The following is a 22,629-nucleotide window of genomic DNA, read 5'->3' on the forward strand; positions in this document are numbered from 1 at the left end:
CTCGATCCTAGCTATCACCAAGCAACAGTCTGGGAAGGCGCCACCCGCCGGGCCCAGAGTTTTTCCAGGGCTTCAAACAGGCTATCGGTCATCAGCGCCAGCAGGCCGATCAGCAGCGCACCTTGCAGCACGTAAGCGGTATTGCCGTTGACCAATCCGGCGATCACCGGGTCCCCCAGGGTGCGGGCGCCGATGGTGGAGCCGATGGCCGCGGTGGCGATGTTGATGGTGACCGACGTGCGGATGCCCGCCAGGATCACGCGACCCGCCAACGGGATTTCCACCTGGAACAACACCTGGCGGGCCGACATGCCCATGCCCCGGGCCGCCTCGGTGACGGCAGGATCAATACCGTCCAGTCCCGCCAGGGTGTTGCGCAGCACCGGCAGCAGGCCATACAGCACCAGCGCCACCAGCGTCGGCCCTTCCCCGAACCCCAGCACCGGCACCGCCAGGGCCAGGACCGCCACCGGCGGGAACGTCTGGCCAATGGAGGCGATCTGGCTGACCAGCGGCAGGAAGTCCCGGCCTGACGGCCTCGTTGCGAAAATGCCGCCAGCGACGGCGGCAAAGGTGCCGATCGTCGCCGAAATCAGCACCAACAGCACGTGATTGCCCAGCAGGAACAGGAACGTCTCCCGCTGGTAAATCACGCTTTGCGTGTCCGGCTGGATCAGTCGGAACAGGGGTTCCAACCCATCCATGCCCAGCGTCAGCGCCAGCAACACGGCCAACCATAGAATCGGCGTCCGCCAGATGCGCATCAAACGCCTCCCTCGATCAGTCGCTCACGCAGCAGGACACCGGTTTCGTTGCCCTGGTGGTCGAACACCGCCACCTGTCTGAGGTCCTGCCAGAGCATGACCGACAGGGCCAGCCGCAGGCTGTCGTCTTCCTTCAAACCATCAGCGCCCGGTTCGGCGGGGCGCGGCTTGTCGTGAGGCGTCATCAGGTCGCGCACGGGTCGCAGGGCCATCAGTTTGAGGCCACGATCCTGCTTGCCTACCAGGTTTTCCACAAAGTCCGACGCCGGTCGGCGCAGGATGTTCTCCGGCGTGTCGTGCTGGACGATGCGGCCCTGGTCCATCACGGCAATCCGCGTCGCCAGGCGCAGGGCCTCGTCGATGTCGTGGGTGACGAAGACGGTGGTTTTCTTCAGCTGGCGTTGCAGGCGCAGCATCTCCAGCTGCAGGTTTTCCCGGGTGATGGCATCGAGCGCACCAAACGGCTCGTCCATCAGCAGGATGTTGGGATCCGCCGCCAACGCCCGCGCCACACCGACCCGCTGGGCCTGGCCGCCGGACAGTTGCTGGGGATACTTGTCGGCGAAGCTGGCCGGGTCCATTTCCAGCATTTGCAGCAATTCGGTGACGCGGGCGTCGATGCGTTCTTTCGACCACTTGAGGAGCCTGGGCACCAGCGCGATGTTGCGCGCCACGCTCCAGTGCGGGAACAGGCCCGTGCCCTGGATGGCGTAGCCCATGTTCAGACGCAGACGCTGCAGATCCATACCGGTGACGTCCTCACCGTCGACCAGGATCTCGCCGCTGCTGGCCGGCAGGAGTCGGTTGATCATGCGCAGCGTGGTGGACTTGCCACACCCCGAACTGCCCACCAGTACGCAGACTTCGCCGGTTTCCACCGTCAGGTCGATGTGATCCACGGCCACGGTCTGGCCGAACCGGCGGGTGACGTTTTTCAGTTCGATCATCCGCTGGATGTCCTCTTATTGCGGGAGTGCGGCTGCGGGCCGCGGTTGCAGAGCATTGGCGAGAGTGGACAACACCACGTCGGCCGCGAGAGCCAGTCCGATCGTCGGCAAGGCGCCCAGCATGACCAGGTCCATGGCCGCCTGCCCCAGCCCCTGGAAAATAAAGGTACCGAACCCCCCGGCGCCGATCAGTGCTGCCACCGCGGTCAGCCCCATCGCCTGGATGGAGGTAATGCGAACGCCCTCGATGATGACCGGGATCGCCAGCGGCAATCGGGCCTGCAGGAACAATTGGCGCTCGGTCATGCCCATGCCCCGCCCGGCATCGATCACCGCTTCCGGGACTTCCGTCAAAGCCACGAACGTATTACGCACCATCGGCAACAGGCTGTAGGCGATCAGCGCCAGCAGCGCCGGCGCCCAACCAATGCCACGGATACCCAGGCTTTGCAGCAGCGGGAACGCGGCTGTCAGCGCGCTGAGCGGGGCAATCAGGAGACCGAACAAGGCCAGGCTGGGAATGGTCTGCAGGAAGCTGACGACGCCAAACACCGGCCGGCGCCAGGCTTCCGAGCGCATCATTTTCAATACCAGGGCAAACGCCAGCACGAAGCTGATCGCCACCGCGCCCAAAGCCAGCGCCAGATGAGCCCAGAGTGCCTGCAGGAATTGATCGGGCCGGTTGCTGAATTCGCGCATCAGCGAGAGGCTGTCGAGCCCGCCTTGACGGATCAACAGCGCCCAGCCTGCCAGGATCACCACCAGGATGCCCAGTTGGCCGCGCCGCCCGATCCGCAGCCGTCCCACCACCTCGATCAGCATCAACACCAGCAGGAACAGCAATGACCAGAAGCCGGCGCCGACCGCCGTGCGGGCATAGGGCGAATCCTTGGGAAGATGGGCGGAGGTGAAAATAACCAGCAGATCGGGCAATGCCGCCAGTGCCAGGGTCAGCAGGATGCCGAGCAGGGTATAGCGCCGGCGCAGCGGCAGGACCGCCAGCGCCATCAGCACACACAAACCGGCCGAAACCGTGACGGCGCCAAGCCAACCGGCCGCCGCAAACAGACCATATCCGGTTCCGGGCACGATTCGGTTGGGCTGGACCGTTCCCAGGTCCAATACCCACACCAACACCAGGGCCAACAGCCCCAGTACGGTGATAACCCGATTGGGCGGTTCGTCGAGGGAAGGCAAACTCAATCCTGTTTGAGGGAGTCCAGGTAGTCCCGAGCCACTTTCTCGGCCGGGGCGCCGTTGACGGCCACTTCACCATTCAGGCGCTGCAGGGTTTCCAGGTCAAGGGACTCGAACACCGGCTTGAGGATGTCGCGGATCTGCGGATACGCCTTGAGCACCGGCTCGCGAATGATCGGCGTTGGCTGATACACCGGCTGTACGCCTTTGGTGTCGGTCATCACCTTCAGATCCAGGGCGTTGAGGCCGCCGTCCGTGCCATAGGTCATGGCGCCGTTGACGTCGTTGTCGTTGAGCGCCGCGGCGCGCATGGTGGCGGCGGTGTTGCCGCCGGACAGGATCAGCAACTGGTCCGACTTCAGCTCGAAGCCATAGGCTTTCTGAAACGCCGGCAGCGCACTGGCGGATTCCACGAATTCCGCACTGGCCGCAAACCGGAACGCGCCGCCGTTGTTGATGTAGGCCGCCAGATCGTCGAGCGTCTCCAGGTTTTCCTTGCGAGCCAGATCGCCCCGCACGCTCATGGCCCAGGTGTTGTTGGCATCGGCCGGCGTCAGCCAGACGATTTTCTCGGCGTCGTAATCCAGCTTCTTGGCCATCTCATAGGCCGGGCCGGCCTTGTTCCAGACGCCGCTGTCGGTTTTGTCGTAAAAGAAGGCGGCGTTGCCGGTGTATTCGGGATAGATGTCGATTTCGCCAGCCTTGATGGCGTTGCGAATAATATTGGTGGCCCCGAGCTGAATCCGGTTTTCCACCAGGATATCGGCCCTCTGCAGGCTTTGCAGGATCATCTGCCCCAGCACCGAGCCCTCGGTGTCGATTTTGGAGGACACCACGACCGGTTCGGCAGCCAGCACCGGTCCGGCCACGAGCAACAGCAGCGCGGGCAGGCTGCGACGAATACGCGAAATGAGGGACACGGACACTCTCCTTGCTGATTTTTTTCAGGGCAGTCTGGTTTCAAGTCTAAGCAACCCATATACGAAGGCAAGGCATATCAGGATGAAAATGAGCAGCTTATGACCGTTCGGGAATGGTCAGCGCGTCCACGCCCAACTTTTCGGGCTGGAAATCGTTGATTCTGTGATCGGATGGATAGCCGATTGAAATGCCGCACAGCAGTTTATAGCGCGCCGGAATCGTGAAGTGTTTTTCCAGCGGCGATCGCCACAGGGCCAGCGCGCCCTGAGCACAGGTACCCAGCCCCCGGTCTGTGGCGGCCAGCATGAAGCTCTGCAGGAAAATGCCCGCGTCCAGCACGCTGTAGACGCCCAGGCCTTCGTGGACAAACAGGAACAGGGTGACCGGCGCGCCGAAGAAGCGGAAGTTTTCCGCCATCTGTTCGTGCCGGGCTTTGAAGTCTTTCCGATCAATGCCCAACATTTCATACAGGCCATAGCCGGTAGCGGCCCGGCGGGGCTGAAGATCGGATGGATACTGGTGGACCGGCTGGAAGTCGCCATCCGGCAGGCCATCCCGCGTGGCCCAGACCAATGCCTTTTTGAGCATCGGAGCCCGCTGCAGCTCGGCCACCCGGTCAAACCGCCGAGGCAACTCAGTGCGCAGGGATTCCAGCACGTCACCCCGGGCAATCGCAAACTGGTAAGGCTGGGTATTGGACCAGCTGGGCGCTGTCACGGCTGTCGCCAGCAGATCCTTCAATACCGCGTCCGGCACCGGTTCCGGGGTAAAGGAGCGCACGCTGTGGCGGCGCGCCATGACCTCTCTGAACTCCATCCTGCATTCCTTATCAAAGCCATTGAGAGGTTCTATCCTGCCTTGAGTCATCCCGAACTACTATGACTTGAGTGGTGTTCGTTTTGACTCAAGACGGCTTACATAATGCTTCAAAAATGTGCAGCAATAATCCTGAAACAAAAACCTTTCGTAACTGTCCAAGGTACAGAAGCTGAACTAAGCTGAAAGCAGTCGAACCGGAATCCGACGACCGGCGCATTCGGGTTGCGACACTCCCATTTCCAAACTTTCCATCCATCTACCGGGCGCCGGAATAAGGCAAGCCTGACGATCTGAATCGGGGAACTGACACGTGTAGTTGTGCGTAACATATTGCGAGCGAGGGGCCTATATGAGCATTCTGCAGCACTTCAAAGATCGGTATGAATCAACTCAGGAGGAGGAATTCACTCTTGAGGAATACCTGGAGATCTGCAAACGCGACAAGTCGGCGTACGCCACCGCAGCCGAGCGGATGTTGATGGCAATCGGCAAACCGGAACACATAGACACCTCCCGTGATCCGCGTCTTTCACGCATTTTTTCCAACAAGGTCATCAAGAGCTACCCGGAATTCTCCGAGTTCTACGGCATGGAAGATGCCGTCGAGAACATCGTCTCCTTCTTCAAGCACGCGGCCCAGGGCCTGGAAGAGAAGAAACAGATCCTCTATCTGCTGGGCCCGGTGGGCGGCGGTAAATCCTCCCTGGCGGAAAAGCTCAAGCAGCTGATGCAGAAGGTGCCGTTCTACGCCATCAAGGATTCCCCAGTGAACGAGTCGCCGCTGGGACTGTTCGATCCGGACGAAGATGGCGCCATCCTGGAAGAGGAATACGGCATCCCCACCCGCTACCTCAAACCCATCATGTCGCCCTGGGCAGTGAAGCGGCTGCATGAGTTTGGCGGGGACATCAGTCAGTTCAAAGTGGTCAAGCGTTATCCCTCGGTACTGGACCAGATCGGCATCTCCAAGACCGAGCCTGGCGACGACAACAACCAGGACATCTCTGCCCTGGTGGGCAAGGTCAACATCCGCATGCTGGAAGAGTTCTCCCAGGATGATCCGGACGCCTACAGTTTCTCCGGCGGCCTGAGCAAGGCCAACCAGGGTCTGATGGAATTCGTCGAGATGTTCAAGGCGCCCATCAAGGTACTGCACCCGCTGCTGACCGCCACCCAGGAAGGCAACTACAACACCACCGAAGGCATGGGTTCGGTGCCGTTCGACGGCATCATCCTCGCCCACTCCAACGAGTCCGAGTGGCAGACCTTCCGTAACAACAAACACAACGAGGCGTTCCTCGACCGGGTCTACATCGTCAAGGTGCCCTATTGTGTGCGGGTCACCGAAGAGATCGACATCTACCGCAAGCTGTTGCGTAACAGCTCGCTGCAGGGTGCCCCGTGCGCGCCGGACACCCTGGACATGCTGGCCCAGTTCACCGTGCTGTCCCGCCTGAAGGAGCCGGAGAACTCCAGCATCTTCTCCAAGATGCGGGTCTACGATGGACAGAACATCAAGGACACGGATCCCAAGGCCAAGTCGATCCAGGAGTACCGGGATTCCGCCGGTGTGAACGAGGGCATGGACGGTCTGTCGACCCGTTTCTCCTTCAAAATCTTGTCCAAAGTGTTCAACTTCGACACCACCGAAATTGCGGCGAACCCGGTCCACCTGCTTTATGTGCTCGAGAAGCAGATCGAACAGGAGCAGTTCCCCAACGAAGTGCAGGAACGCTACCTGCGCTTCATCAAGGAATACCTGGCGCCGCACTACGTCGAGTTCATCGGCAAGGAAATCCAGACCGCCTACCTGGAAAGTTACAGCGAGTACGGCCAGAACCTGTTCGACCGCTATGTGACCTATGCTGACTTCTGGATCCAGGACCAGGAATACCGGGATCCCGAAACCGGCGAGATCCTCAACCGCTCGGCCATCAACGACGAGCTGGAGAAAATCGAAAAGCCGGCCGGCATCAGCAACCCCAAAGATTTCCGCAACGAAGTGGTCAACTTCGTATTGCGGGCACGCGCCAACAACCAGGGCCAGAACCCATCCTGGCTCAGCTACGAAAAGCTGCGCGCCGTGATCGAGAAGAAAATGTTCTCCAATACGGAGGACCTGCTTCCGGTCATCTCCTTCAACCCGAAGGCCTCGCAGGAAGATCAAAAGAAACACAAACAGTTCGTCGAAAGGATGGTCGAACGCGGGTACACCGAGAAGCAGGTCCGCCTGCTCGCCGAATGGTACCTGCGGGTCAGGAAGTCCCAGTAACAGAGTGGCCGCAGGCAGCCTGAAGGCGACTGCGGCCTCTTACCAGAACAGGAGTAGGCGTCAGGGAAGCTCTCGATGGGAGCTCCTTGTGAATAGACTCGAGGTTGGGGGCGTTCATGAATGTGTGAAGTGCAAGGCGCCCGGAGCGCAACGCGCGAGGCATACCTGCCCGGTAGGTGAGCGCGTGAGCACCGCGTAACGCGGCAATTCGCACATTCAGGGACGACCTCCACCAACATCTGGAGATGGGTTATGGGGATGACTCATGTCGTCGACCGCCGCCTGAACGGCAAAAACAAAAGCGCAGTGAACCGCGAACGCTTCCTGCGCCGTTACCGCCACCACATCAAGAAAGCGGTGGCGGATGCCGTGCAACGTCGGTCGATTACCGATATCGAACGGGGTGAGCATGTCAGCATCCCGACCAAGGATATTGACGAGCCGATTTTCCACCACGGTCCGGGCGGCCATCGTGAGGTCGTTCATCCGGGTAACAAGGAATTCGTGGCCGGCGACACGGTGCCGAAACCCCAGGGCGGCGGTGGCGGCCAGGGTCAGGGCAGCGCCAGCCCCGACGGTGAGGGGATGGACGAATTCGCCTTTCAGATCACCCAGGACGAGTTCCTGGACTTCCTGTTCGACGATCTCGAGTTGCCGAATCTGGCCCGCAAGAAGCTGAAGGATACCGAGGCATTCAAGTACGAACGCGCCGGCTTTACCTCCCAGGGCATCCCGGCGAAGCTGGATGTGGTTCGCTCCCTGCGCGGCGCGCACGCTCGCCGGCTGGGTCTGGGCGGTGCCCGCAAGCGCAAGCTGCGTGAACTGGAAGCCCAACTCGCCGAACTCAAGGCCCATCCGGAGGAACCGGATCCCGCCTTCAGCCCGCAGGACCAGATCGACGCGCTGGAAGCCGAAATCAAGCGCCTGAAAGGCAACCTCCGCCGCATCCCCTGGATCGACGAGATCGACCTGCGCTACCGCCAGCACGTCAAGAAGCCGAAGCCGGCCACCAGCGCCGTCATGTTCTGCCTGATGGACGTCTCCGGCTCCATGACGCAAGTGCACAAGGACATCGCCAAGCGCTTCTTCATCCTGCTGTACCTGTTCCTGAAGAAGAACTACAAGCGCATCGAAGTGGTCTTCATCCGCCATCACACCAGTGCCAAGGAAGTGGATGAGGAAGAGTTCTTCTACTCCCGGGAAACCGGCGGGACCATCGTGTCCAGCGCCCTGAAACTGATGAAACAGATCGTGGACGCGCGTTACTCACCGTCGGAGTGGAACATCTACGCGGCCCAGGCGTCGGATGGGGACAACTGGAACGACGACTCCCCCATCTGCGGCAAGATCCTGGCCGACCAGATCCTGCCGCTGGTGCAGTATTACGCCTATGTCGAGATCACGCCGCAGGATCACCAGATGCTGTGGTACGAGTACGAGAAGATCCTGAAGCAGGACCCGAACAGTTTTGCCATGCAGCAGATCGCGGACCCGGGCGACATTTACCCGGTCTTCCGCCAGTTGTTCGAGAGGAAAGCCGCATGACCGGTACCGCTGAAAAGCCGCCCGTTGGTAACAAGCCGATATCGACCACGTCCGAGTGGACGTTCGATCTCATTCGCCAATACGACGAGGAAATCGCCAAGTGCGCCGAAGAGTTCGGTCTGGACACCTACCCCAACCAGATCGAAGTGATCAGCGCCGAGCAGATGATGGATGCCTACAGCTCCGTGGGGATGCCGGTGGGCTACCATCACTGGTCGTTCGGCAAGCAGTTCCTGAACACGTCGAAAGGCTATACCCGGGGGCAGATGGGCCTGGCGTACGAGATCGTGATCAACTCCGATCCCTGCATCGCCTACCTGATGGAGGAGAACACCCTGCCCATGCAGGCGCTGGTGATCGCCCACGCCTGCTACGGCCACAACTCCTTCTTCAAGGGCAACTACCTGTTCCGCACGTGGACCGACGCCAGCGCGATCATCGATTACCTGGTGTTCGCCCGCAATTACGTGGCCGAGTGCGAGGAACGACACGGCGTGGATGCGGTGGAACAGATTCTGGACTCCTGCCACGCGCTGATGAACTACGGCGTCGATCGCTACAAGCGCCCGGCCCCCATTTCGGCGTCGGAGGAACAGCGTCGCCAGAAAGAGCGGGAGGAATACCTGCAACGCCAGCTCAACGACCTGTGGCGGACCATTCCCCGGATGGGCGGCGACGGCGATGACGACGAACGCCGGCGCAAGCGCTATCCGTCGGAGCCCCAGGAAAACCTGCTCTATTTCATCGAGAAGAATGCGCCGCTGCTGGAGACCTGGCAGCGCGAGCTGATCCGCATCGTGCGCAAGATCGGCCAGTACTTCTATCCCCAGCGCCAGACCCAGGTCATGAACGAGGGCTGGGCCAGCTTCTGGCATTACACCCTGCTCCACCGGATGTATGAAAAAGGCCTGGTCACCGACGGCTTCATGCTGGAATTCCTGCAAAGCCACACCGCCGTCATTTACCAACCGCCGTTCGACAGCCCCTGGTATTCCGGCATCAACCCCTACACCCTGGGCTTCTCGATCTACTCGGACCTGCGGCGGATCTGCGAGGAGCCGACCGAAGAAGACCGCCAGTGGTTCCCGGACATCGCCGGATCCGACTGGGTGGAAACGCTGCATTTCGCGATGAAGAACTTCAAGGACGAGAGCTTCATCCAGCAGTTCCTGTCGCCCAAGGTCATGCGTGACCTGAAGCTATTCGCGATCTCCAGCGACGAAGAGGAAGACGTCTACCGCATTACCGCCATCCACGACGAAATGGGCTACCGCGCCCTGCGGGAAAAGCTGGCCCGGCAATACAACCTCAGTTACCGGGAACCCAACATCCAGGTCTGGAACGTGGACCTGCGCGGTGACCGCTCGCTGACCCTGCGCCACGTGCCGGTCGATGGCGTGCCGCTTGGCGACAGCACGGTGGAAGTGATCCGTCACGTCCACCGCTTGTGGGGCTTCGACGTCCACCTGGAAAGTGTCGACGACGGCACCGTAGTGGAGGAATTCCATATTCCCCCGCACCATCTGGACGACGACGATTAATCCGTCCTGAAGACCCGCACCCTGGCATCCCGCCAGAGTGCGGGGTGACATCGCCCGGCAGCAATGGTTTCATAGGTCGATATCAGCCTGTCTGCCGGAAGAGATCCCGATGCAATTCCTCAATGGCATAACGCTCCTGCTGGTTTACCAACTGGTGGGCGAAGTTACCGTGCGCCTGTTCGGTCTGCCCATTCCCGGCCCGGTCCTGGGTATGCTCCTGCTGTTCCTGACACTGGTCATCCGCAAACGCAGCAGTGAGTCCCTGGATACGGCCGCCAATGGCCTGCTCAGCCACCTGTCGTTGCTGTTCGTGCCCGCCGGCGTAGGCATGATGGTGTATTTCAGTCGCATCCTTGAGGAATGGCTGCCCATTGCGTTGTCACTGGTACTCGGCACAGCCATCACCATGATGGTGACCGCCGGCGCCATGCTGGCCACCCAAAAGCTACTGACTCGAGGGCAACGCCACGATGGTTGAGACGGATCTCACGAAAATCTGGGTCTACCTGTCCGCCTCGCCTCTGCTGGGACTGACGGTGACCCTGGTGGCCTATCTGGCCGCGCATCGACTCTACGTGCTGGCCAACCAGAACCCACTGCTCAACCCGGTGATTACGGCCATCCTGATGCTGATCGCGTTTCTCAAACTGACCGGCACCTCCTACGAGGACTATTTTGCAGGCGGCCAGTTCGTCCACTTCCTGCTGGGGCCGGCCACCGTGGCCCTGGCTGTCCCGCTGTATCAGCAGTTCTCCCGGTTGCGCGCGGTGTTGATACCGGTGGTGGTCGCGCTCCTGATCGGCGTGGTGGTCGGGGCGGTGAGTTCGATCACGATTGCCTGGCTGTTTGGCGCCTCTCCCGAGACCCAACTGTCGCTGGCGCCCAAATCCGTGACCGCTCCGGTGGCGATGGGGATTTCCGAGCAAATTGGCGGGATTCCGTCATTGACGGCCGTGCTGGTGGTGGTCACGGGGATTCTCGGCGCGCTGATGGGCACCCGCCTGTTCGCCCTGCTGCGCATTCGCGATGACCGGGTGAAAGGCATTGCCATGGGCGTGGCCGCCCACGGCATAGGGACTGCCCGGGCCTTCCACGTCAGCCCGGTGATGGGGGCATTCTCCGGACTGGCGATGGCCCTGTCGGCGTTCGCCACCTCGGCGTTGCTGCCCTGGCTGGTAGACTGCCTACGCTCAGTCTATGGTGGCTGGCTTTGAAACGCGCAGGCGTGTACTAAGATAGCCGTAGGTCGCTGTGCGCGTTTCAGCGACCGTCTGGTCGCTGATGGTCTTTTCCCGGAAATAGCCGTACTTGAAACACCCCCGGGCGATTTCGATGGCAAACGCAATCACATCCGGCTCTGTCGGGAACTCGACACCGGACATCCGTCTCTCGATCAGGTAACGGATGCTGTTGACGGTCCCCATGCGGCTGTCCTCCCCGGCGCGAAATCCATCCCGACTCATGGGTCCTCCCAGAATCAGGATGCAGGCAATCGGGTGTTCATTGTAGAAATCCGCCGCAGTCCGCGCCAGGCTGCCCATGACGTCGGCAAGTGCCAGGTTTCCCAGAACCGCATCAAGGCCCGCTATCCGATCCACCAGCTTCTGCTCGTACTGGTCCGAAATGGCCAGCAGAAGGGCGTATTTGCTGGGAAAAAACTGATAGACCGACGAGCGCGGCAAGCCTGACGTCTTGGCGACTTCGGGAATGGACAGGGATTCCGGCCCCTGCTCGAGCAGCAGTTTTTCAGCCGCCTGGAACATGCGTTCCACCCGCTCACGACTGCGCTCCTGGGTCGGTTTGCGCGCGTTGACCAGTTTATTGTCTTTCTCTTTCATCTTTGGGACGTCCATACAACCCCATGTTGCCATGCCATCGAAACATGGCGCATTTGTGTACACAATGACATCAGTCAAGTTTGCACCGATTTTTCGGAGGCCCCGGGTGATTGTCACCCAGGCGGCCCTGCAACATGCAAACAGCGGAAGGGATCGTTGTCGTCAAGTGCGCTCGCCCGACACCTCAAGACGGCGCATCATAAACGGCATCACCGGTACAGGGATTGCCTGTCAAACGGTTTGCCAGAGACTCTCTTCTGAATGAAGAACGGCGGGTCGGTGGCAACGAGGCTGGAACGGCCCCTGACTGCATCTATTAGGGGATGCACATTATCAGCATGACTACGGACGCCAAGTACGGAGATTCGCGGATGCCTGGACAGCGCCGTTCTGAAGCCAACACACAGCCCTTCCCTGGCTGATCAGGTCCGACAGTTAACACGGCGGAGTCAGTGTTTGCAAACCCCGGATAGCTTGATCAGCCTATGTTTCGGCCGTTCACCAGTGACAGGATGTGGCGCCATTCCCCGTCGGACACGGGCATGACGGACAGGCGGGCCCCTCGACGAACCAGGGGCAAATCCGACAGCTCCGGCTGGGCCTTGAGGGTTTGAAGCGGGACGACGTCGTCGAACTTTTCGACAAACTGCATATCCACCGCCTGCCAGCGGGGCTTATCCGGCGGGCTCTTGGGGTCGTAGTACGAAGACTCGGGATCGAACTGAAGGGGATCCGGATAGGCCGCCCGCATCACGCGGATGATCCCGGCCACACCGATTCGTTTGCAGCTGCTGTGATACAGGAAGACCTCATCCCCCGGCGCCATCTTCGCCAGGAAGTTACGGGCCTGGTAATTGCGGACTCCGTCCCACGGAATCGTGCCGTCGGGCCTGGCGGCGAAATCATCGATGCCGCATTCGTCCGGTTCGCTCTTGACCAGCCAGTGAGCCATGGTTACGCCTCCCCGAATGAATAGGCCCGTTCGACCCGGGCCACCCGTACCGCGTAATGCTGGTACCACGCCTCACGCCCCAGTTCCTGTGCGACCAGATGCTCGGCATGGGCTTTCCAGTCTCGGATGGCGTTGGTGTCGCGCCAATAGGAGACGGTAATGCCGACCGCCTCCCGGGCGGATTCAACGCCCAGGAAACCGGGCTGCTCGGCGGCCAGCGCCACCATCTTCCGGGCCATGGCGTCGTAGCCCTGGTCGATTTCGGTGCGCAGGGACGTGAAGATCACCACGTAATACGGCGGCTCGGGGGTGTCGGCAATCAGCGCGTCGGTGTCAGCCATTTTCAGTCCAGTCGAATTCCATTTGACGTGCGGTCTTGAGGGCCAGGTCACGACCGGCAATCCGCTCCACCAGGTGCAGGCTCATGTCGATACCGGCGGAGATGCCACCGGAAGTCACCACATCACCCTGATCGATCCAGCGACGGCCCGGCAACACTTTCACGGCAGGAAACGCATGGCGCAGGTCATCCATATCCTCCCAGTGTGTGGTGGCGGTGTGCCCGTTGAGCAGGCCGGCGGCAGCCAGCAGGAAGGCGCCAGTGCACACCGAAGCGGTCAACGGTACCTGTTCGGCCGTGTTCTCGATCCAGCGAATCACCGGGCCCTTCTCCAGTTCCGCCGTCACCACGCCACCGGGCACCAACAGCAGGTCAATCGACGGATGATCGGCGATGGTGTAGTCCGCGGACACCTTCAGGCCGGCCCGCGAGTGGACCAGATCCTCATGCTGGGCGATGGTCACCACCGAAAAGGGTTCCGGCCCCACCGGATGCGCCTTGCGATAGACCCGCGAAGCGGTCGTAAACACCTCGTAGGGACCGGCGAAATCCAGCACCTCGACGTCATCAAACAAGAATATTCCGACCACAGTGGTCATAGGTTTTCCCTCGGTATTCGGGTCGCTCTCCACCTTTGACAATACCCGGCCTGTCAGGCCGGAGCCATCGGCGCGCGACGTTTTTCATGATGCCAACGTCTAAGGGGGCCGCCTTGACAGTTCAGCCTCCCACCGTCTTAACTCAATCGAACAGATCGAATTCAATCGTGCCGCGATCGCTGCAATGTTCCGGCAGGCGCACCGGTTATCCTCCGGCGCACCGGAGCATCAGATTTTCCAATAATAACAAACGCCTGGATTAAAGCCTGATCGGCTTGATCCGGAGCATACCACGCGGGGCCACAACCAGTGAGCGAGCCAGGCCAGGACAGTCGTTGTATTCTGGAAACCCGAGGTCTGACCAAAGACTTCAAGGGCTTTACCGCCGTCAAGGATGTGAACCTCAAGGTGCGGGAAGGCACCATTCATGCGTTGATCGGCCCCAATGGCGCCGGTAAGACGACCTTTTTCAATCTGCTGACCAAATTCCTGACGCCCAGCGCCGGCAGCATCGTGTTCGACGGCGCCGACATTACCCGTCGCAAGCCCGCCGCCATCGCCCAGCAGGGCGTGATCCGCTCGTTCCAGATTTCCGCCGTGTTTCCGCACCTGACGGCCCGGGATAACGTCCGTATCGCGCTGCAGCGCAAGCTGGGCGTGTCTTACCATTTCTGGCGCTCGATCCGCACGCTCGACCAGCTGAACCAGCAAGCCGTCGCCCTGCTGGAACAGGTGGGCCTGCAGGATTTCGCCGAAACCCGTGCCGTGGAGATGCCCTACGGCCGCAAACGCGCACTGGAAATTGCCACCACCATCGCCCTGGAACCCCGCCTGATGCTGCTCGATGAGCCCACGCAGGGCATGGGTGTCGAGGACGTGGGCGCGGTCACCGACCTGATCGGCCGCGTGGTCAAGGGCCGCACCATCATCATGGTGGAGCACAACCTCAATGTGGTCTCGACCCTGGCGGACCGGATCACGGTACTCAACCGCGGCGAGATCCTGGCCGAAGGCCCCTACGACGAGGTTTCCCGCAATCCCGAAGTCATGGAAGCCTACATGGGGGCCAGCGATGCCGAGTGACCGTCACGCCGAACTGCTGCGCATCGAAGACCTGCACGCCTGGTACGGTGAGTCGCACATCCTTCACGGCATGAACCTGACCGTCCACGAGGGCGAGGTGATTACCCTGCTGGGGCGTAACGGCTCCGGGCGCACCACCACGCTCAAGTCGATTCTCGGGCTGGTGGGTCGGCGCACCGGCTCGATCAAACTGCACGGGCAGGAAACCATTCACCTGCCCACTCATCGCATCGCCCATGTGGGCCGCCTGGGCTACTGCCCGGAAGAGCGCGGCATCTACGCCAGTCTGAACGTGGACGAAAACCTGGCGTTGCCGCCGAAACTGGCGGACGGCGGGCTGTCCATCGACGAGATCTACCGCATGTTTCCCAATCTGGAGGAGCGCCGCAAGAGCCAGGGCTCGAAGCTCTCCGGCGGGGAACAGCAGATGCTGGCCATCGCCCGCATCCTGCGCACCGGCGCTACCCTGCTGTTGCTCGATGAAATCACTGAAGGGTTGGCGCCGGTCATTCTGCGCTCGCTCGATGAGGTTATCCGCAAGCTGCGCGAGCGCGGTTTTACCATCGTCCTGGTGGAGCAGAACTTCCGCTTCGCGGCGCCCCTGGCCGATCGCCATTACGTGATCGAACACGGCCACGTGGTGGAGCAGATCGCCGCGGACGAGCTGGAGGAAAAACAGGAGCAGTTGAACCGACACCTGAGTGTCTGACGCTTGGTAGCCACCACGTTGACGTCGTGACTGGCCCGGCAATGACCCCGCCACACCGGGGTAACCAACAACAAGAGCGAAAGTGAGGGCAAGGATTATGTTCAACCAACGCAAACTGCTACATGGCATTGTTGCCGGCCTGGGCCTGATGGTCGCCGCCGGCCCGCTGAGCGCCGCCGAAGGCCTGTCCGATGGCAAGGTCAAGATCGGCGTGTTGAGTGATATGTCCGGCGTCTACAAATCGCTGGAAGGCCCCGGGGCCGTTGTCGCCGCCAAGATGGCGGTGGAGGATTTCGGCGGCAAGGTGCTGGACAAGCCCATCGAAATTGTCTCCGCCGATCACCAGAACAAGCCGGACATCGGCGCCAGCACCGCGCGGGAATGGATCGACGCCAAACAGGTGGACATGATCACGGCGCTGGATAACTCGTCGGTCGCCCTCGCCGTTCAGGGTCTGGCCTCCGAGAAGAAAATTATCACCATGGACACCGGCGCCGGCACCACGGCCCTGACCGAGGACCAGTGCACGCCCTATGGCATCCACTACGTCTATGACACCCACGCCCTGCCAGTGGGCACCGCCACGGCCATGGTCAAGAACGGCGGCAAGAAGTGGTTCTTCATTACCGCCGATTACGCCTTCGGTCATTCCTTGCAGGAAAACACCTCTGCAGTGGTCAAGAGCCTGGGCGGTGAAGTGGTCGGCAACGTGAACGCCCCGCTGGGCACCACCGATTTCTCGTCTTACCTGCTGCAGGCCCAGTCCTCCGGCGCGGATGTGATCGGCCTGGCCAACGCCGGTCAGGATACGGTCAACGCCATCAAGCAGGCCAACCAGTTCCGCATCGTGCAGAGTGGGCAGAAGCTGGCGGGCATGTTGGTGTTCATCACCGACATCCAGAGCATGGGCCTGGACATCGCCCAGGGTCTCCAGTTCACCACCGCCTTCGTGTGGAACCAGGATGACGAGGCCGAGACATGGTCCCGCCGCTACTATGAAAAGCAGGGCGCAATGCCGACCATGGTGCAGGCCGGGGTTTACTCCGCTGTGACCAACTACCTCAAGGCGATCGACGCCGTGGGCTCCGACGATCCCGATGCCGTGCGCAAGCAGCTGGGTGAGATGGAACTCAACGACATGTTCGTGAAAGGCGGCAAGATCCTCCCCAACGGCCTGATGCTGCATGACATGTACCTGGTGGAAGCCAAGAAGCCGGACGAATCCAAGGAAGACTGGGATCTGCTCAAGGTCATCTCGAAGATCCCGGCTGAGCAGGCTTACATCCCGCTGTCCGAAAGCAAGTGTCCGCTGCTGAAGTAATCGCTGTGGCCGGGCGGCGTGCTGCTGCCCGGTCCGGCTTTTGAGGAGTTGCCAACGTGTCGATGCAGGTGATCCTGGCCCAGGCGCTGCTGGGGCTGAACGTGGGCGTGTTCTACGCCATGTTGAGCCTTGGTCTGGCGGTCATATTCGGGCTGCTCAACATCATCAACTTCGCCCATGGGGCGATGTATATGCTGGGCGCCTTTGTTGCCCTGATCGGCTACAGCCTGCTGGACGACTGGTTCGGCATCAGCCTGCAGATCGGCTTCTGGGCCTCGCTGATCGTTGCGCCACTGTTCGTGGGCATCCTCGGCATGATCATAGAACGCACCATGCTCAAGCGGCTCTACGAACTGGACCACATTTACGGCCTGCTGCTGACCTTCGGCATTACCCTGATCCTGCAGGGCCTGTTCTCCAACTATTTCAACATTTCCGGCACACCTTACCCGGGCCAGCCGGAATCCCTGAGCGGCGTGGTCAACCTCGGCTTCATGTATTTCCCGACCTACCGGCTGTTCGCCATCGTCTTCTCGATCGTGGTGTGCTTCGCCACCTGGTTCGTGATCGAACACACCCGGCTGGGCTCACGGCTGCGGGCCGGCGTGGAAAACCCCACCCTGACCCAGGCCTTCGGCCTCAACGTGCCGCTGATGATCACCCTGACCTTTGGCTTCGGCTGCGCCCTGGCGGGCCTGGCCGGGGTGCTGGCCGCGCCGATCTATTCGGTCAGTCCACTGATGGGGGCCGACCTGATCATCGTCGTGTTTGCGGTGGTGGTGATCGGCGGTATGGGGTCGATCATGGGCGCCATCCTCACCGGCCTCGCCCTGGGGCTGGTGGAAGGGATCACCAAAGTGGTCTATCCACCGGCGGCCAGTACCGTGATTTTCTTCCTCATGGTGCTGGTGCTGCTGTTCCGCCCCGCCGGTCTGTTTGGTAAGGAGAGGTGATCCATCATGGTTAATCGCGTGCTTTGGGTCATCATGCTGGTCGTCGGACTGACGGCGCCCTTCTACGCCTATCCGGTCTTCGTGATGGACCTGCTGTGTTTCGCCCTGTTCGCCTGCGCGTTCAATTTGCTGCTGGGCTACGTGGGACTGCTCTCTTTCGGTCACGCGGCCTTCTTTGGCGGGGCCGCCTATATCACCGGCTACGTGATCAAGGCCTGGGGCTTCCCGCCGTTGCTGGGCATTGCCGCCGGGGCGTTGTTCGCCATGGTATTGGGCGCGGTTTTCGGCTTCCTGGCCATTCGGCGCCAGGGCATCTACTTCGCGATGATTACCCTGGCCCTGGCCCAGATCATCTACTTCATGATCCTGCAGCTGCCCTTCACCGGCGGGGAGAACGGTCTGCAGGGCATCCCCCGGGGCAAGCTGTTGGGCTTCATCGATCTGAACCAACCGCTGGCCATGTACTACTTCGTGTTCGCCGTGTTCCTGTTCGGTTTCTGCGTCATCTACCGCACCATCAATTCGCCCTTCGGCGAGGTGTTGCAGGCCATTCGCGAGAATGAATCGCGGGCACTGTCCCTCGGCTATGACGTGGACAAGTTCAAGCTGCAGGCGTTCGTAATCTCCGCCACACTAGCGGGTCTGGCCGGAGCCACCAAAGCCGTGGTGTTCCAGTTCGCCGCGCTGACCACGGCCCACTGGCAGACCTCCGGCGAAGTCATCCTGATGACTCTGGTGGGCGGCCTGGGCACGGTATTCGGGCCGGTGATCGGCGCGATCACGGTGGGATCGCTCAGCCACGAACTCAGCGCGTTTGGCTCCTGGGTGCAGGTGATCCTGGGGGCCATCTTCGTGGTCTGTGTACTGGTGTTCCGGCGTGGCATCATCGGCGAACTGCATCGCTTCTTCGGCGGTCGTTGATCCAACTCAACTCCCGTCGGCAAGGCATCGATCCGACACCAATGTCACGCGTATCATGATGTTCCAGAGTCACCGGAATCACGGGCTGCGTCCCAGCGCGCCCGCCCGCGAAACAGGAGGACACCATGAACGTCACTTTTATCGGTCTCGGCATCATGGGCCAGAACATGGCCCGCAACCTGCTACCGCACTGCACACTCACCGTATTCAACCGCTCACCGCAGCCGGTGGAAGCGCTGGCCGCGGACGGCGCAACCGCCGCAACCTCTCTCACTGACGCCGTTGCGGATGCGGACGTCGTCTTTACCATGCTGGCCAAACCCGAGGTGGTGGCCGCCCAGGCGTTCGGCGAAGAAGGATTTCTGCAGGCGATGCCCAACGACAGCCTGTGGGTGGACTGCTCCACCGTGAACCCGTCGTTCTCCCGCGAGGCGGCACAAGTGGCCAAGGCTTCAGGCATTCGTTTCCTGGATGCACCAGTGGCCGGTACCCGCAAGCCCGCTGAAGACGGCACCCTGACCTTTCTCGTCGGCGGCGCCGAAGCCGACCTGAACCAGGCACGCCCCCTGCTCGAGCAGATGGGCAGCAAAATCGTGCACACCGGCAACCACGGCCAGGGCAGTGCCTTCAAGATGTTGATCAACGCGCAACTGGCCCAGTCCATGGCCGTATTCGCCGAGACCACGCTGCTCGGTGAAAAGCTGGGATTCTCCCGCGAGATGCTGATGGATACCCTGCCCAACCTGCCGGTCAGCGCGCCGTTCCTGACCGGCAAGGCGGAGCTGATTCGTCACGGCCAGTTCGAGCCGCAATTTCCCCTGGAGCTGATGCTCAAGGATCTGCATCTTCTGGAAAAGACCGCCTACGAGCACCGGCAGCCGCTGTTCATGAGCAGCGTCGCCAAGGCGCTCTACGCCAGTGCTGACGCCGCTGGCCACGGCCGCGACGATTTCTCCGCACTGCACGCCTTCCTGGAAAGTCACAACCAGAGCTGAGACGGCATAGGGGATGTCCCTTATGCTCCACCGTTTCCTTAGCAGGCTTTAATTAGTAAACTACACATATTCCATTTCCCGGGTATCCCTGACAAGGTCAACGATTCAGGGATATCCGTGGCATCAGCTGTCGCCGTTCACCGGCCCGGCCGGAGCGTCGGCACTCGCCCGCCACAGCTGCCGTATCTGACAGATTCAACACGGCCTGCCGCTCCGCCGGAGCGTGGCTGGCGTTATCGGAGCAACAACAATGAGCACATCCGACCCGAACACCAAACCGGCGCCGCTGCCGCGCCGGACCCGACTGATTCGCCGTACGCTGCTGGTGGGTATCCCGCTGGTGGTCGTGGTGGTTGCGGGTCTGATGTCGATTTTTGGCGGCCGCTACGTGTCCACCGAGAACGCCTACGTCGGTGCGCCCCTGATCAATATCGCACCGGAAGTGAGTGGCCAGATCAGCGAGGTGCGGGTGGAAGAGAACCAGCCGGTCCGTAAGGGCGATCTGATGCTGCAGATCGACCCGGCGCCGTATCGCATTGCCGTCGATCATGCCAAAGCGGAACTGGCAAAGGCCGCCAATGACATCCGTACGCTGGAGGCGAGCTACGCCACCCGGCAGGAAGACCTGTCCCTGGCGGAAGAGAACGTCGCCTTTGCCAAGCGCGAACTGGCCCGCCAGCAGGCGCTGGCCAAACGCCAGCTCACCTCGGAATCGGAGTTGGAGAAATACCGCCACGATTACACCACCGCCCGTCGCGAACAGGCGGCGATCGAGCGCGACCTGAAGCGTATTGCCACCAGCCTGGGTGGCAAGGTGGACCTGCCGGTAGAGCAGCATCCGGATTACCAGGTGGCCAAGGCCAACCTGGAGCAGGCGGAACTGGACCTGGAGCACACCCATATTCGCGCACCGTTTGACGGCATTGCCGCCAAGACACCCGATCCCGGCGCCTACGCCCGGGCCAGCGCCTCCGTGATGGGCCTGGTCGGCAACCGCAACCTGTGGATCGACGCCAACTTCAAGGAAACCGACCTGACCCGCGTCAAACCCGGCCAGGCCGTCTCGATCGAAGTGGACACCTACCCGGATCGGGAATTCCACGGCCACGTGGCCAGCATCGCCCAGGCCACCGGCGCCGAGTTCTCTGTGCTGCCGGCACAGAACGCCACCGGCAACTGGGTGAAGGTGGTCCAGCGCATCCCGGTGCGCATCCGCTTTGACGACCTGCCGGCGGACATCGGCCTGCGCGCCGGCATGAGCACCATTGTCGAAATCGACACCGGGTATCCGGACGCGGATGTGCCACTCGTCGGCTGGCTGCGCGGTTTGGTCTCGAAAGCCCATGCCGAAGAAACCCCTGCTGAATGACAGCCGCAACCACCACGGCCGGTGAACAGGGTGGCCTGAAGCGGGGATGGATCACCCTCTCCATCATGCTGGCCACCATCATGCAGGCGCTGGACACCACCATCGCCAACGTGGCGCTGCCCAACATGAAAGGCAGCATGTCGGCCACCGAGGAACAGATTTCCTGGGTGCTGACCTCCTACATCGTCGCCGCCGCCATTGCCACGCCGCTGACCGGTTTCCTGGCCGGCCGGCTGGGTCGCAAGCGCCTGTTCCTGTTGTCGGTTACCGGTTTCACCATCGCCTCCGTGCTGTGCGGCATTGCCGGCAACCTGGAAGAGATGGTGCTGTTCCGGCTGCTGCAGGGCATCTTCGGCGCCGGGCTGGTCCCGTTGTCCCAGGCGGTTCTGCTGGACACCTATCCCCGTGAGCAACACGGCTCCGCCATGGCCATGTGGGGCGTGGGCGTTATGGTTGGCCCGATTCTCGGCCCCACCCTCGGCGGTTACCTGACCGAAGTGCTGAACTGGCGCTGGGTCTTCTTTATCAACCTGCCTTTCGGGATTCTTTCGCTGCTGGGCATCCTGTTCTTTGTGCCGGAGACGGAGCAGGTCAAACGCCGCTTCGATGTTTTCGGCTTCGCCCTGCTCGGGCTTTCAATCGGCGCGTTGCAGCTGATGCTGGACCGCGGCCAGAGCCTCGACTGGTTCTCATCCGGCGAAGTTATGCTGGAAGCCACGGTCGCCGCCTGTGCCCTGATGATGTTCCTCGTCCACATGTTCACTTATCGGGAACCGTTCGTGGAACCCGGGCTTTTCAAAGACCGCAACCTGGCCATCGGCCTGATCTTCATCTTCATGATCGGGGTGATCCTGCTGGCCACGCTGGCTTTGCTGCCACCGTTCCTGCAGAACCTGATGGACTATCCGGTGATCACCACCGGGTTGGTCTTGGCCCCACGCGGGCTGGGCAGCATGTTCTCGATGATGCTGGTGGGCCGGCTGGTGAATAAAGTGGACATCCGCCTGCTGATCCTGACCGGCCTGATCCTGATGACCGCCAGCCTCTTCGAGATGGCCAATTTCAATACCGAAGTGTCGTCCTTGCGGGTGGCGCTGACGGGTGTGGTCCAGGGCATGGGGCTGGGCATGGTGTTCGTGCCGCTGAGCACCATCAGTTTTGCCACCCTGGCCTCGCGCTACCGCACCGAAGCCACCGCCATGTTCAGCCTGATGCGCAACATCGGCAGCTCCATCGGCATCTCGGTGATGGTGACGCTGGTGGCCCGAAACACCCAGATCAATCACGCCAGCCTGGGGGAATACCTCAACCCGTTCCGGCCGGCGTTCCAGGCGATGACCCTGCCCGGTGGCATCGATCCGTCCAGCACCACGGGCCTGGCCTACCTCAACAGCATGGCGACCCAACAGGCGGCCGCCATCGGCTACCTCAACGACTTCCGCCTGATGGCCTGGGTGGCTTTGGCGTCCATCCCGCTGTTGCTGCTATTCCGTTCTCCCAAAAAAGCGAAACCAGCGGACTGATTCGCCGGTCCGGCGCATAA

The 22,629-nt window shown here is 61.4% G+C and carries 22 protein-coding genes; 13 read left to right on the plus strand and 9 right to left on the minus strand.

The features are described from left to right. Positions 1-14 precede the first annotated feature (14 nt). The 5 genes from EB809_RS16175 to EB809_RS16195 all read right to left on the minus strand — a co-directional run bounded on the left by EB809_RS16175 (position 15) and on the right by EB809_RS16195 (position 4,645). Entirely contained in the window at positions 15-764 is a 750-nt protein-coding gene (locus EB809_RS16175) for an ABC transporter permease (RefSeq protein WP_123635875.1), read from the minus strand. After that, positions 764-1,711, minus strand: coding sequence for an ABC transporter ATP-binding protein (locus EB809_RS16180; RefSeq protein ID WP_123635876.1), 948 nt, complete (start codon positions 1,709-1,711; stop codon positions 764-766). Before EB809_RS16180 ends, EB809_RS16175 begins: the two co-directional genes overlap by 1 nt. 15 nt (positions 1,712-1,726) lie before the next feature. Then, positions 1,727-2,908 (minus strand): ABC transporter permease, encoded by a 1,182-nt coding sequence (locus EB809_RS16185; protein WP_190294935.1) that lies wholly within the window; start codon positions 2,906-2,908, stop codon positions 1,727-1,729. A 2-nt stretch (positions 2,909-2,910) separates the two neighbouring features. After that, positions 2,911-3,828 carry an ABC transporter substrate-binding protein gene (locus EB809_RS16190; RefSeq protein ID WP_223808003.1) on the minus strand — a complete coding sequence of 306 codons (918 nt, stop codon included), beginning with the start codon at positions 3,826-3,828 and terminating at the stop codon, positions 2,911-2,913. Between the two features lie 97 nt (positions 3,829-3,925). Next, positions 3,926-4,645, minus strand: coding sequence for a nitroreductase (locus tag EB809_RS16195; RefSeq protein ID WP_123635878.1), 720 nt, complete (start codon positions 4,643-4,645; stop codon positions 3,926-3,928). A gap of 352 nt (positions 4,646-4,997) precedes the next feature. Here EB809_RS16195 and EB809_RS16200 point away from each other — a divergent pair, with 352 nt between their 5' ends. From EB809_RS16200 to EB809_RS16220, 5 genes are all read left to right on the plus strand, one after another. After that, the gene (locus EB809_RS16200) at positions 4,998-6,920 is read left to right on the plus strand and encodes a PrkA family serine protein kinase (RefSeq protein WP_123635879.1); all 1,923 of its coding nucleotides are present in this window, start codon (positions 4,998-5,000) and stop codon (positions 6,918-6,920) included. Between the two features lie 252 nt (positions 6,921-7,172). Next, positions 7,173-8,465: a YeaH/YhbH family protein gene (locus EB809_RS16205; RefSeq protein ID WP_123635880.1), complete on the plus strand. Its 1,293-nt coding sequence runs from the start codon at positions 7,173-7,175 to the stop codon at positions 8,463-8,465. After that, positions 8,462-10,006 (plus strand): SpoVR family protein, encoded by a 1,545-nt coding sequence (locus EB809_RS16210; protein ID WP_123635881.1) that lies wholly within the window; start codon positions 8,462-8,464, stop codon positions 10,004-10,006. Before EB809_RS16205 ends, EB809_RS16210 begins: the two co-directional genes overlap by 4 nt. Positions 10,007-10,115: 109 nt before the next feature. Continuing rightward, positions 10,116-10,484, plus strand: a complete 369-nt coding sequence (locus tag EB809_RS16215; protein ID WP_123635882.1) for a CidA/LrgA family protein — start codon at positions 10,116-10,118, stop codon at positions 10,482-10,484. After that, positions 10,477-11,220, plus strand: a complete 744-nt coding sequence (locus EB809_RS16220) for an LrgB family protein (RefSeq protein WP_123635883.1) — start codon at positions 10,477-10,479, stop codon at positions 11,218-11,220. Before EB809_RS16215 ends, EB809_RS16220 begins: the two co-directional genes overlap by 8 nt. Here EB809_RS16220 and EB809_RS16225 read toward each other — a convergent pair. The 4 genes from EB809_RS16225 to EB809_RS16240 all read right to left on the minus strand — a co-directional run bounded on the left by EB809_RS16225 (position 11,197) and on the right by EB809_RS16240 (position 13,735). Next, the gene (locus EB809_RS16225) at positions 11,197-11,844 is read right to left on the minus strand and encodes a TetR/AcrR family transcriptional regulator (protein WP_190294936.1); all 648 of its coding nucleotides are present in this window, start codon (positions 11,842-11,844) and stop codon (positions 11,197-11,199) included. The two genes, EB809_RS16220 and EB809_RS16225, sit on opposite strands and share 24 nt — an antisense overlap. A 478-nt stretch (positions 11,845-12,322) precedes the next feature. Further along, on the minus strand, positions 12,323-12,796 hold the full coding sequence (locus tag EB809_RS16230; RefSeq protein WP_123635885.1) for an EVE domain-containing protein: 474 nt from the start codon (positions 12,794-12,796) through the stop codon (positions 12,323-12,325). Between the two features lie 2 nt (positions 12,797-12,798). Continuing rightward, positions 12,799-13,137 carry an antibiotic biosynthesis monooxygenase family protein gene (locus EB809_RS16235; RefSeq protein ID WP_123635886.1) on the minus strand — a complete coding sequence of 113 codons (339 nt, stop codon included), beginning with the start codon at positions 13,135-13,137 and terminating at the stop codon, positions 12,799-12,801. Beyond that, positions 13,130-13,735: a DJ-1/PfpI family protein gene (locus EB809_RS16240; RefSeq protein ID WP_123635887.1), complete on the minus strand. Its 606-nt coding sequence runs from the start codon at positions 13,733-13,735 to the stop codon at positions 13,130-13,132. Before EB809_RS16240 ends, EB809_RS16235 begins: the two co-directional genes overlap by 8 nt. Positions 13,736-14,044: 309 nt before the next feature. Between EB809_RS16240 and EB809_RS16245 the strand changes: the two genes are divergently transcribed. From EB809_RS16245 to EB809_RS16280, 8 genes are all read left to right on the plus strand, one after another. Further along, positions 14,045-14,818: an ABC transporter ATP-binding protein gene (locus tag EB809_RS16245; RefSeq protein ID WP_123635888.1), complete on the plus strand. Its 774-nt coding sequence runs from the start codon at positions 14,045-14,047 to the stop codon at positions 14,816-14,818. Continuing rightward, the gene (locus tag EB809_RS16250) at positions 14,808-15,527 is read left to right on the plus strand and encodes an ABC transporter ATP-binding protein (RefSeq protein ID WP_123635889.1); all 720 of its coding nucleotides are present in this window, start codon (positions 14,808-14,810) and stop codon (positions 15,525-15,527) included. The genes EB809_RS16245 and EB809_RS16250 overlap by 11 nt, the downstream gene beginning before the upstream one ends. A 97-nt stretch (positions 15,528-15,624) precedes the next feature. Further along, entirely contained in the window at positions 15,625-16,848 is a 1,224-nt protein-coding gene (locus tag EB809_RS16255; RefSeq protein WP_123635890.1) for an ABC transporter substrate-binding protein, read from the plus strand. A 62-nt stretch (positions 16,849-16,910) separates the two neighbouring features. Continuing rightward, positions 16,911-17,801: a branched-chain amino acid ABC transporter permease gene (locus EB809_RS16260; protein ID WP_190294937.1), complete on the plus strand. Its 891-nt coding sequence runs from the start codon at positions 16,911-16,913 to the stop codon at positions 17,799-17,801. Positions 17,802-17,807: 6 nt separating this feature from the next. Beyond that, complete coding sequence (locus EB809_RS16265; protein WP_123635892.1) at positions 17,808-18,722, plus strand: branched-chain amino acid ABC transporter permease; 915 nt, start codon at positions 17,808-17,810, stop codon at positions 18,720-18,722. Between the two features lie 125 nt (positions 18,723-18,847). Beyond that, positions 18,848-19,717, plus strand: a complete 870-nt coding sequence (locus EB809_RS16270; RefSeq protein WP_123635893.1) for an NAD(P)-dependent oxidoreductase — start codon at positions 18,848-18,850, stop codon at positions 19,715-19,717. A 250-nt stretch (positions 19,718-19,967) separates the two neighbouring features. Further along, entirely contained in the window at positions 19,968-21,086 is a 1,119-nt protein-coding gene (locus tag EB809_RS16275; RefSeq protein WP_123635894.1) for an HlyD family secretion protein, read from the plus strand. Next, positions 21,083-22,609: a DHA2 family efflux MFS transporter permease subunit gene (locus tag EB809_RS16280; protein ID WP_123635895.1), complete on the plus strand. Its 1,527-nt coding sequence runs from the start codon at positions 21,083-21,085 to the stop codon at positions 22,607-22,609. The genes EB809_RS16275 and EB809_RS16280 overlap by 4 nt, the downstream gene beginning before the upstream one ends. Positions 22,610-22,629 lie beyond the last annotated feature (20 nt).

It is taken from the genome of Marinobacter sp. R17, from assembly GCF_003789045.1.
GTDB lineage: Bacteria > Pseudomonadota > Gammaproteobacteria > Pseudomonadales > Oleiphilaceae > Marinobacter_A > Marinobacter_A mangrovi.

Coding starts and splice junctions, on each gene's coding strand:
- EB809_RS16175 (WP_123635875.1), bottom strand. CDS start 764: ATGCGCATCTGGCGGACGCCGATTCTATGGTTGGCCGTGTTGCTGGCG.
- EB809_RS16215 (WP_123635882.1), top strand. CDS start 10,116: ATGCAATTCCTCAATGGCATAACGCTCCTGCTGGTTTACCAACTGGTG.
- EB809_RS16270 (WP_123635893.1), top strand. CDS start 18,848: ATGAACGTCACTTTTATCGGTCTCGGCATCATGGGCCAGAACATGGCC.
- EB809_RS16230 (WP_123635885.1), bottom strand. CDS start 12,796: ATGGCTCACTGGCTGGTCAAGAGCGAACCGGACGAATGCGGCATCGAT.
- EB809_RS16255 (WP_123635890.1), top strand. CDS start 15,625: ATGTTCAACCAACGCAAACTGCTACATGGCATTGTTGCCGGCCTGGGC.
- EB809_RS16205 (WP_123635880.1), top strand. CDS start 7,173: ATGGGGATGACTCATGTCGTCGACCGCCGCCTGAACGGCAAAAACAAA.
- EB809_RS16180 (WP_123635876.1), bottom strand. CDS start 1,711: ATGATCGAACTGAAAAACGTCACCCGCCGGTTCGGCCAGACCGTGGCC.
- EB809_RS16260 (WP_190294937.1), top strand. CDS start 16,911: ATGCAGGTGATCCTGGCCCAGGCGCTGCTGGGGCTGAACGTGGGCGTG.
- EB809_RS16280 (WP_123635895.1), top strand. CDS start 21,083: ATGACAGCCGCAACCACCACGGCCGGTGAACAGGGTGGCCTGAAGCGG.
- EB809_RS16225 (WP_190294936.1), bottom strand. CDS start 11,844: ATGAAAGAGAAAGACAATAAACTGGTCAACGCGCGCAAACCGACCCAG.
- EB809_RS16250 (WP_123635889.1), top strand. CDS start 14,808: ATGCCGAGTGACCGTCACGCCGAACTGCTGCGCATCGAAGACCTGCAC.
- EB809_RS16210 (WP_123635881.1), top strand. CDS start 8,462: ATGACCGGTACCGCTGAAAAGCCGCCCGTTGGTAACAAGCCGATATCG.
- EB809_RS16200 (WP_123635879.1), top strand. CDS start 4,998: ATGAGCATTCTGCAGCACTTCAAAGATCGGTATGAATCAACTCAGGAG.
- EB809_RS16220 (WP_123635883.1), top strand. CDS start 10,477: ATGGTTGAGACGGATCTCACGAAAATCTGGGTCTACCTGTCCGCCTCG.
- EB809_RS16195 (WP_123635878.1), bottom strand. CDS start 4,645: ATGGAGTTCAGAGAGGTCATGGCGCGCCGCCACAGCGTGCGCTCCTTT.
- EB809_RS16275 (WP_123635894.1), top strand. CDS start 19,968: ATGAGCACATCCGACCCGAACACCAAACCGGCGCCGCTGCCGCGCCGG.
- EB809_RS16240 (WP_123635887.1), bottom strand. CDS start 13,735: ATGACCACTGTGGTCGGAATATTCTTGTTTGATGACGTCGAGGTGCTG.
- EB809_RS16235 (WP_123635886.1), bottom strand. CDS start 13,137: ATGGCTGACACCGACGCGCTGATTGCCGACACCCCCGAGCCGCCGTAT.
- EB809_RS16265 (WP_123635892.1), top strand. CDS start 17,808: ATGGTTAATCGCGTGCTTTGGGTCATCATGCTGGTCGTCGGACTGACG.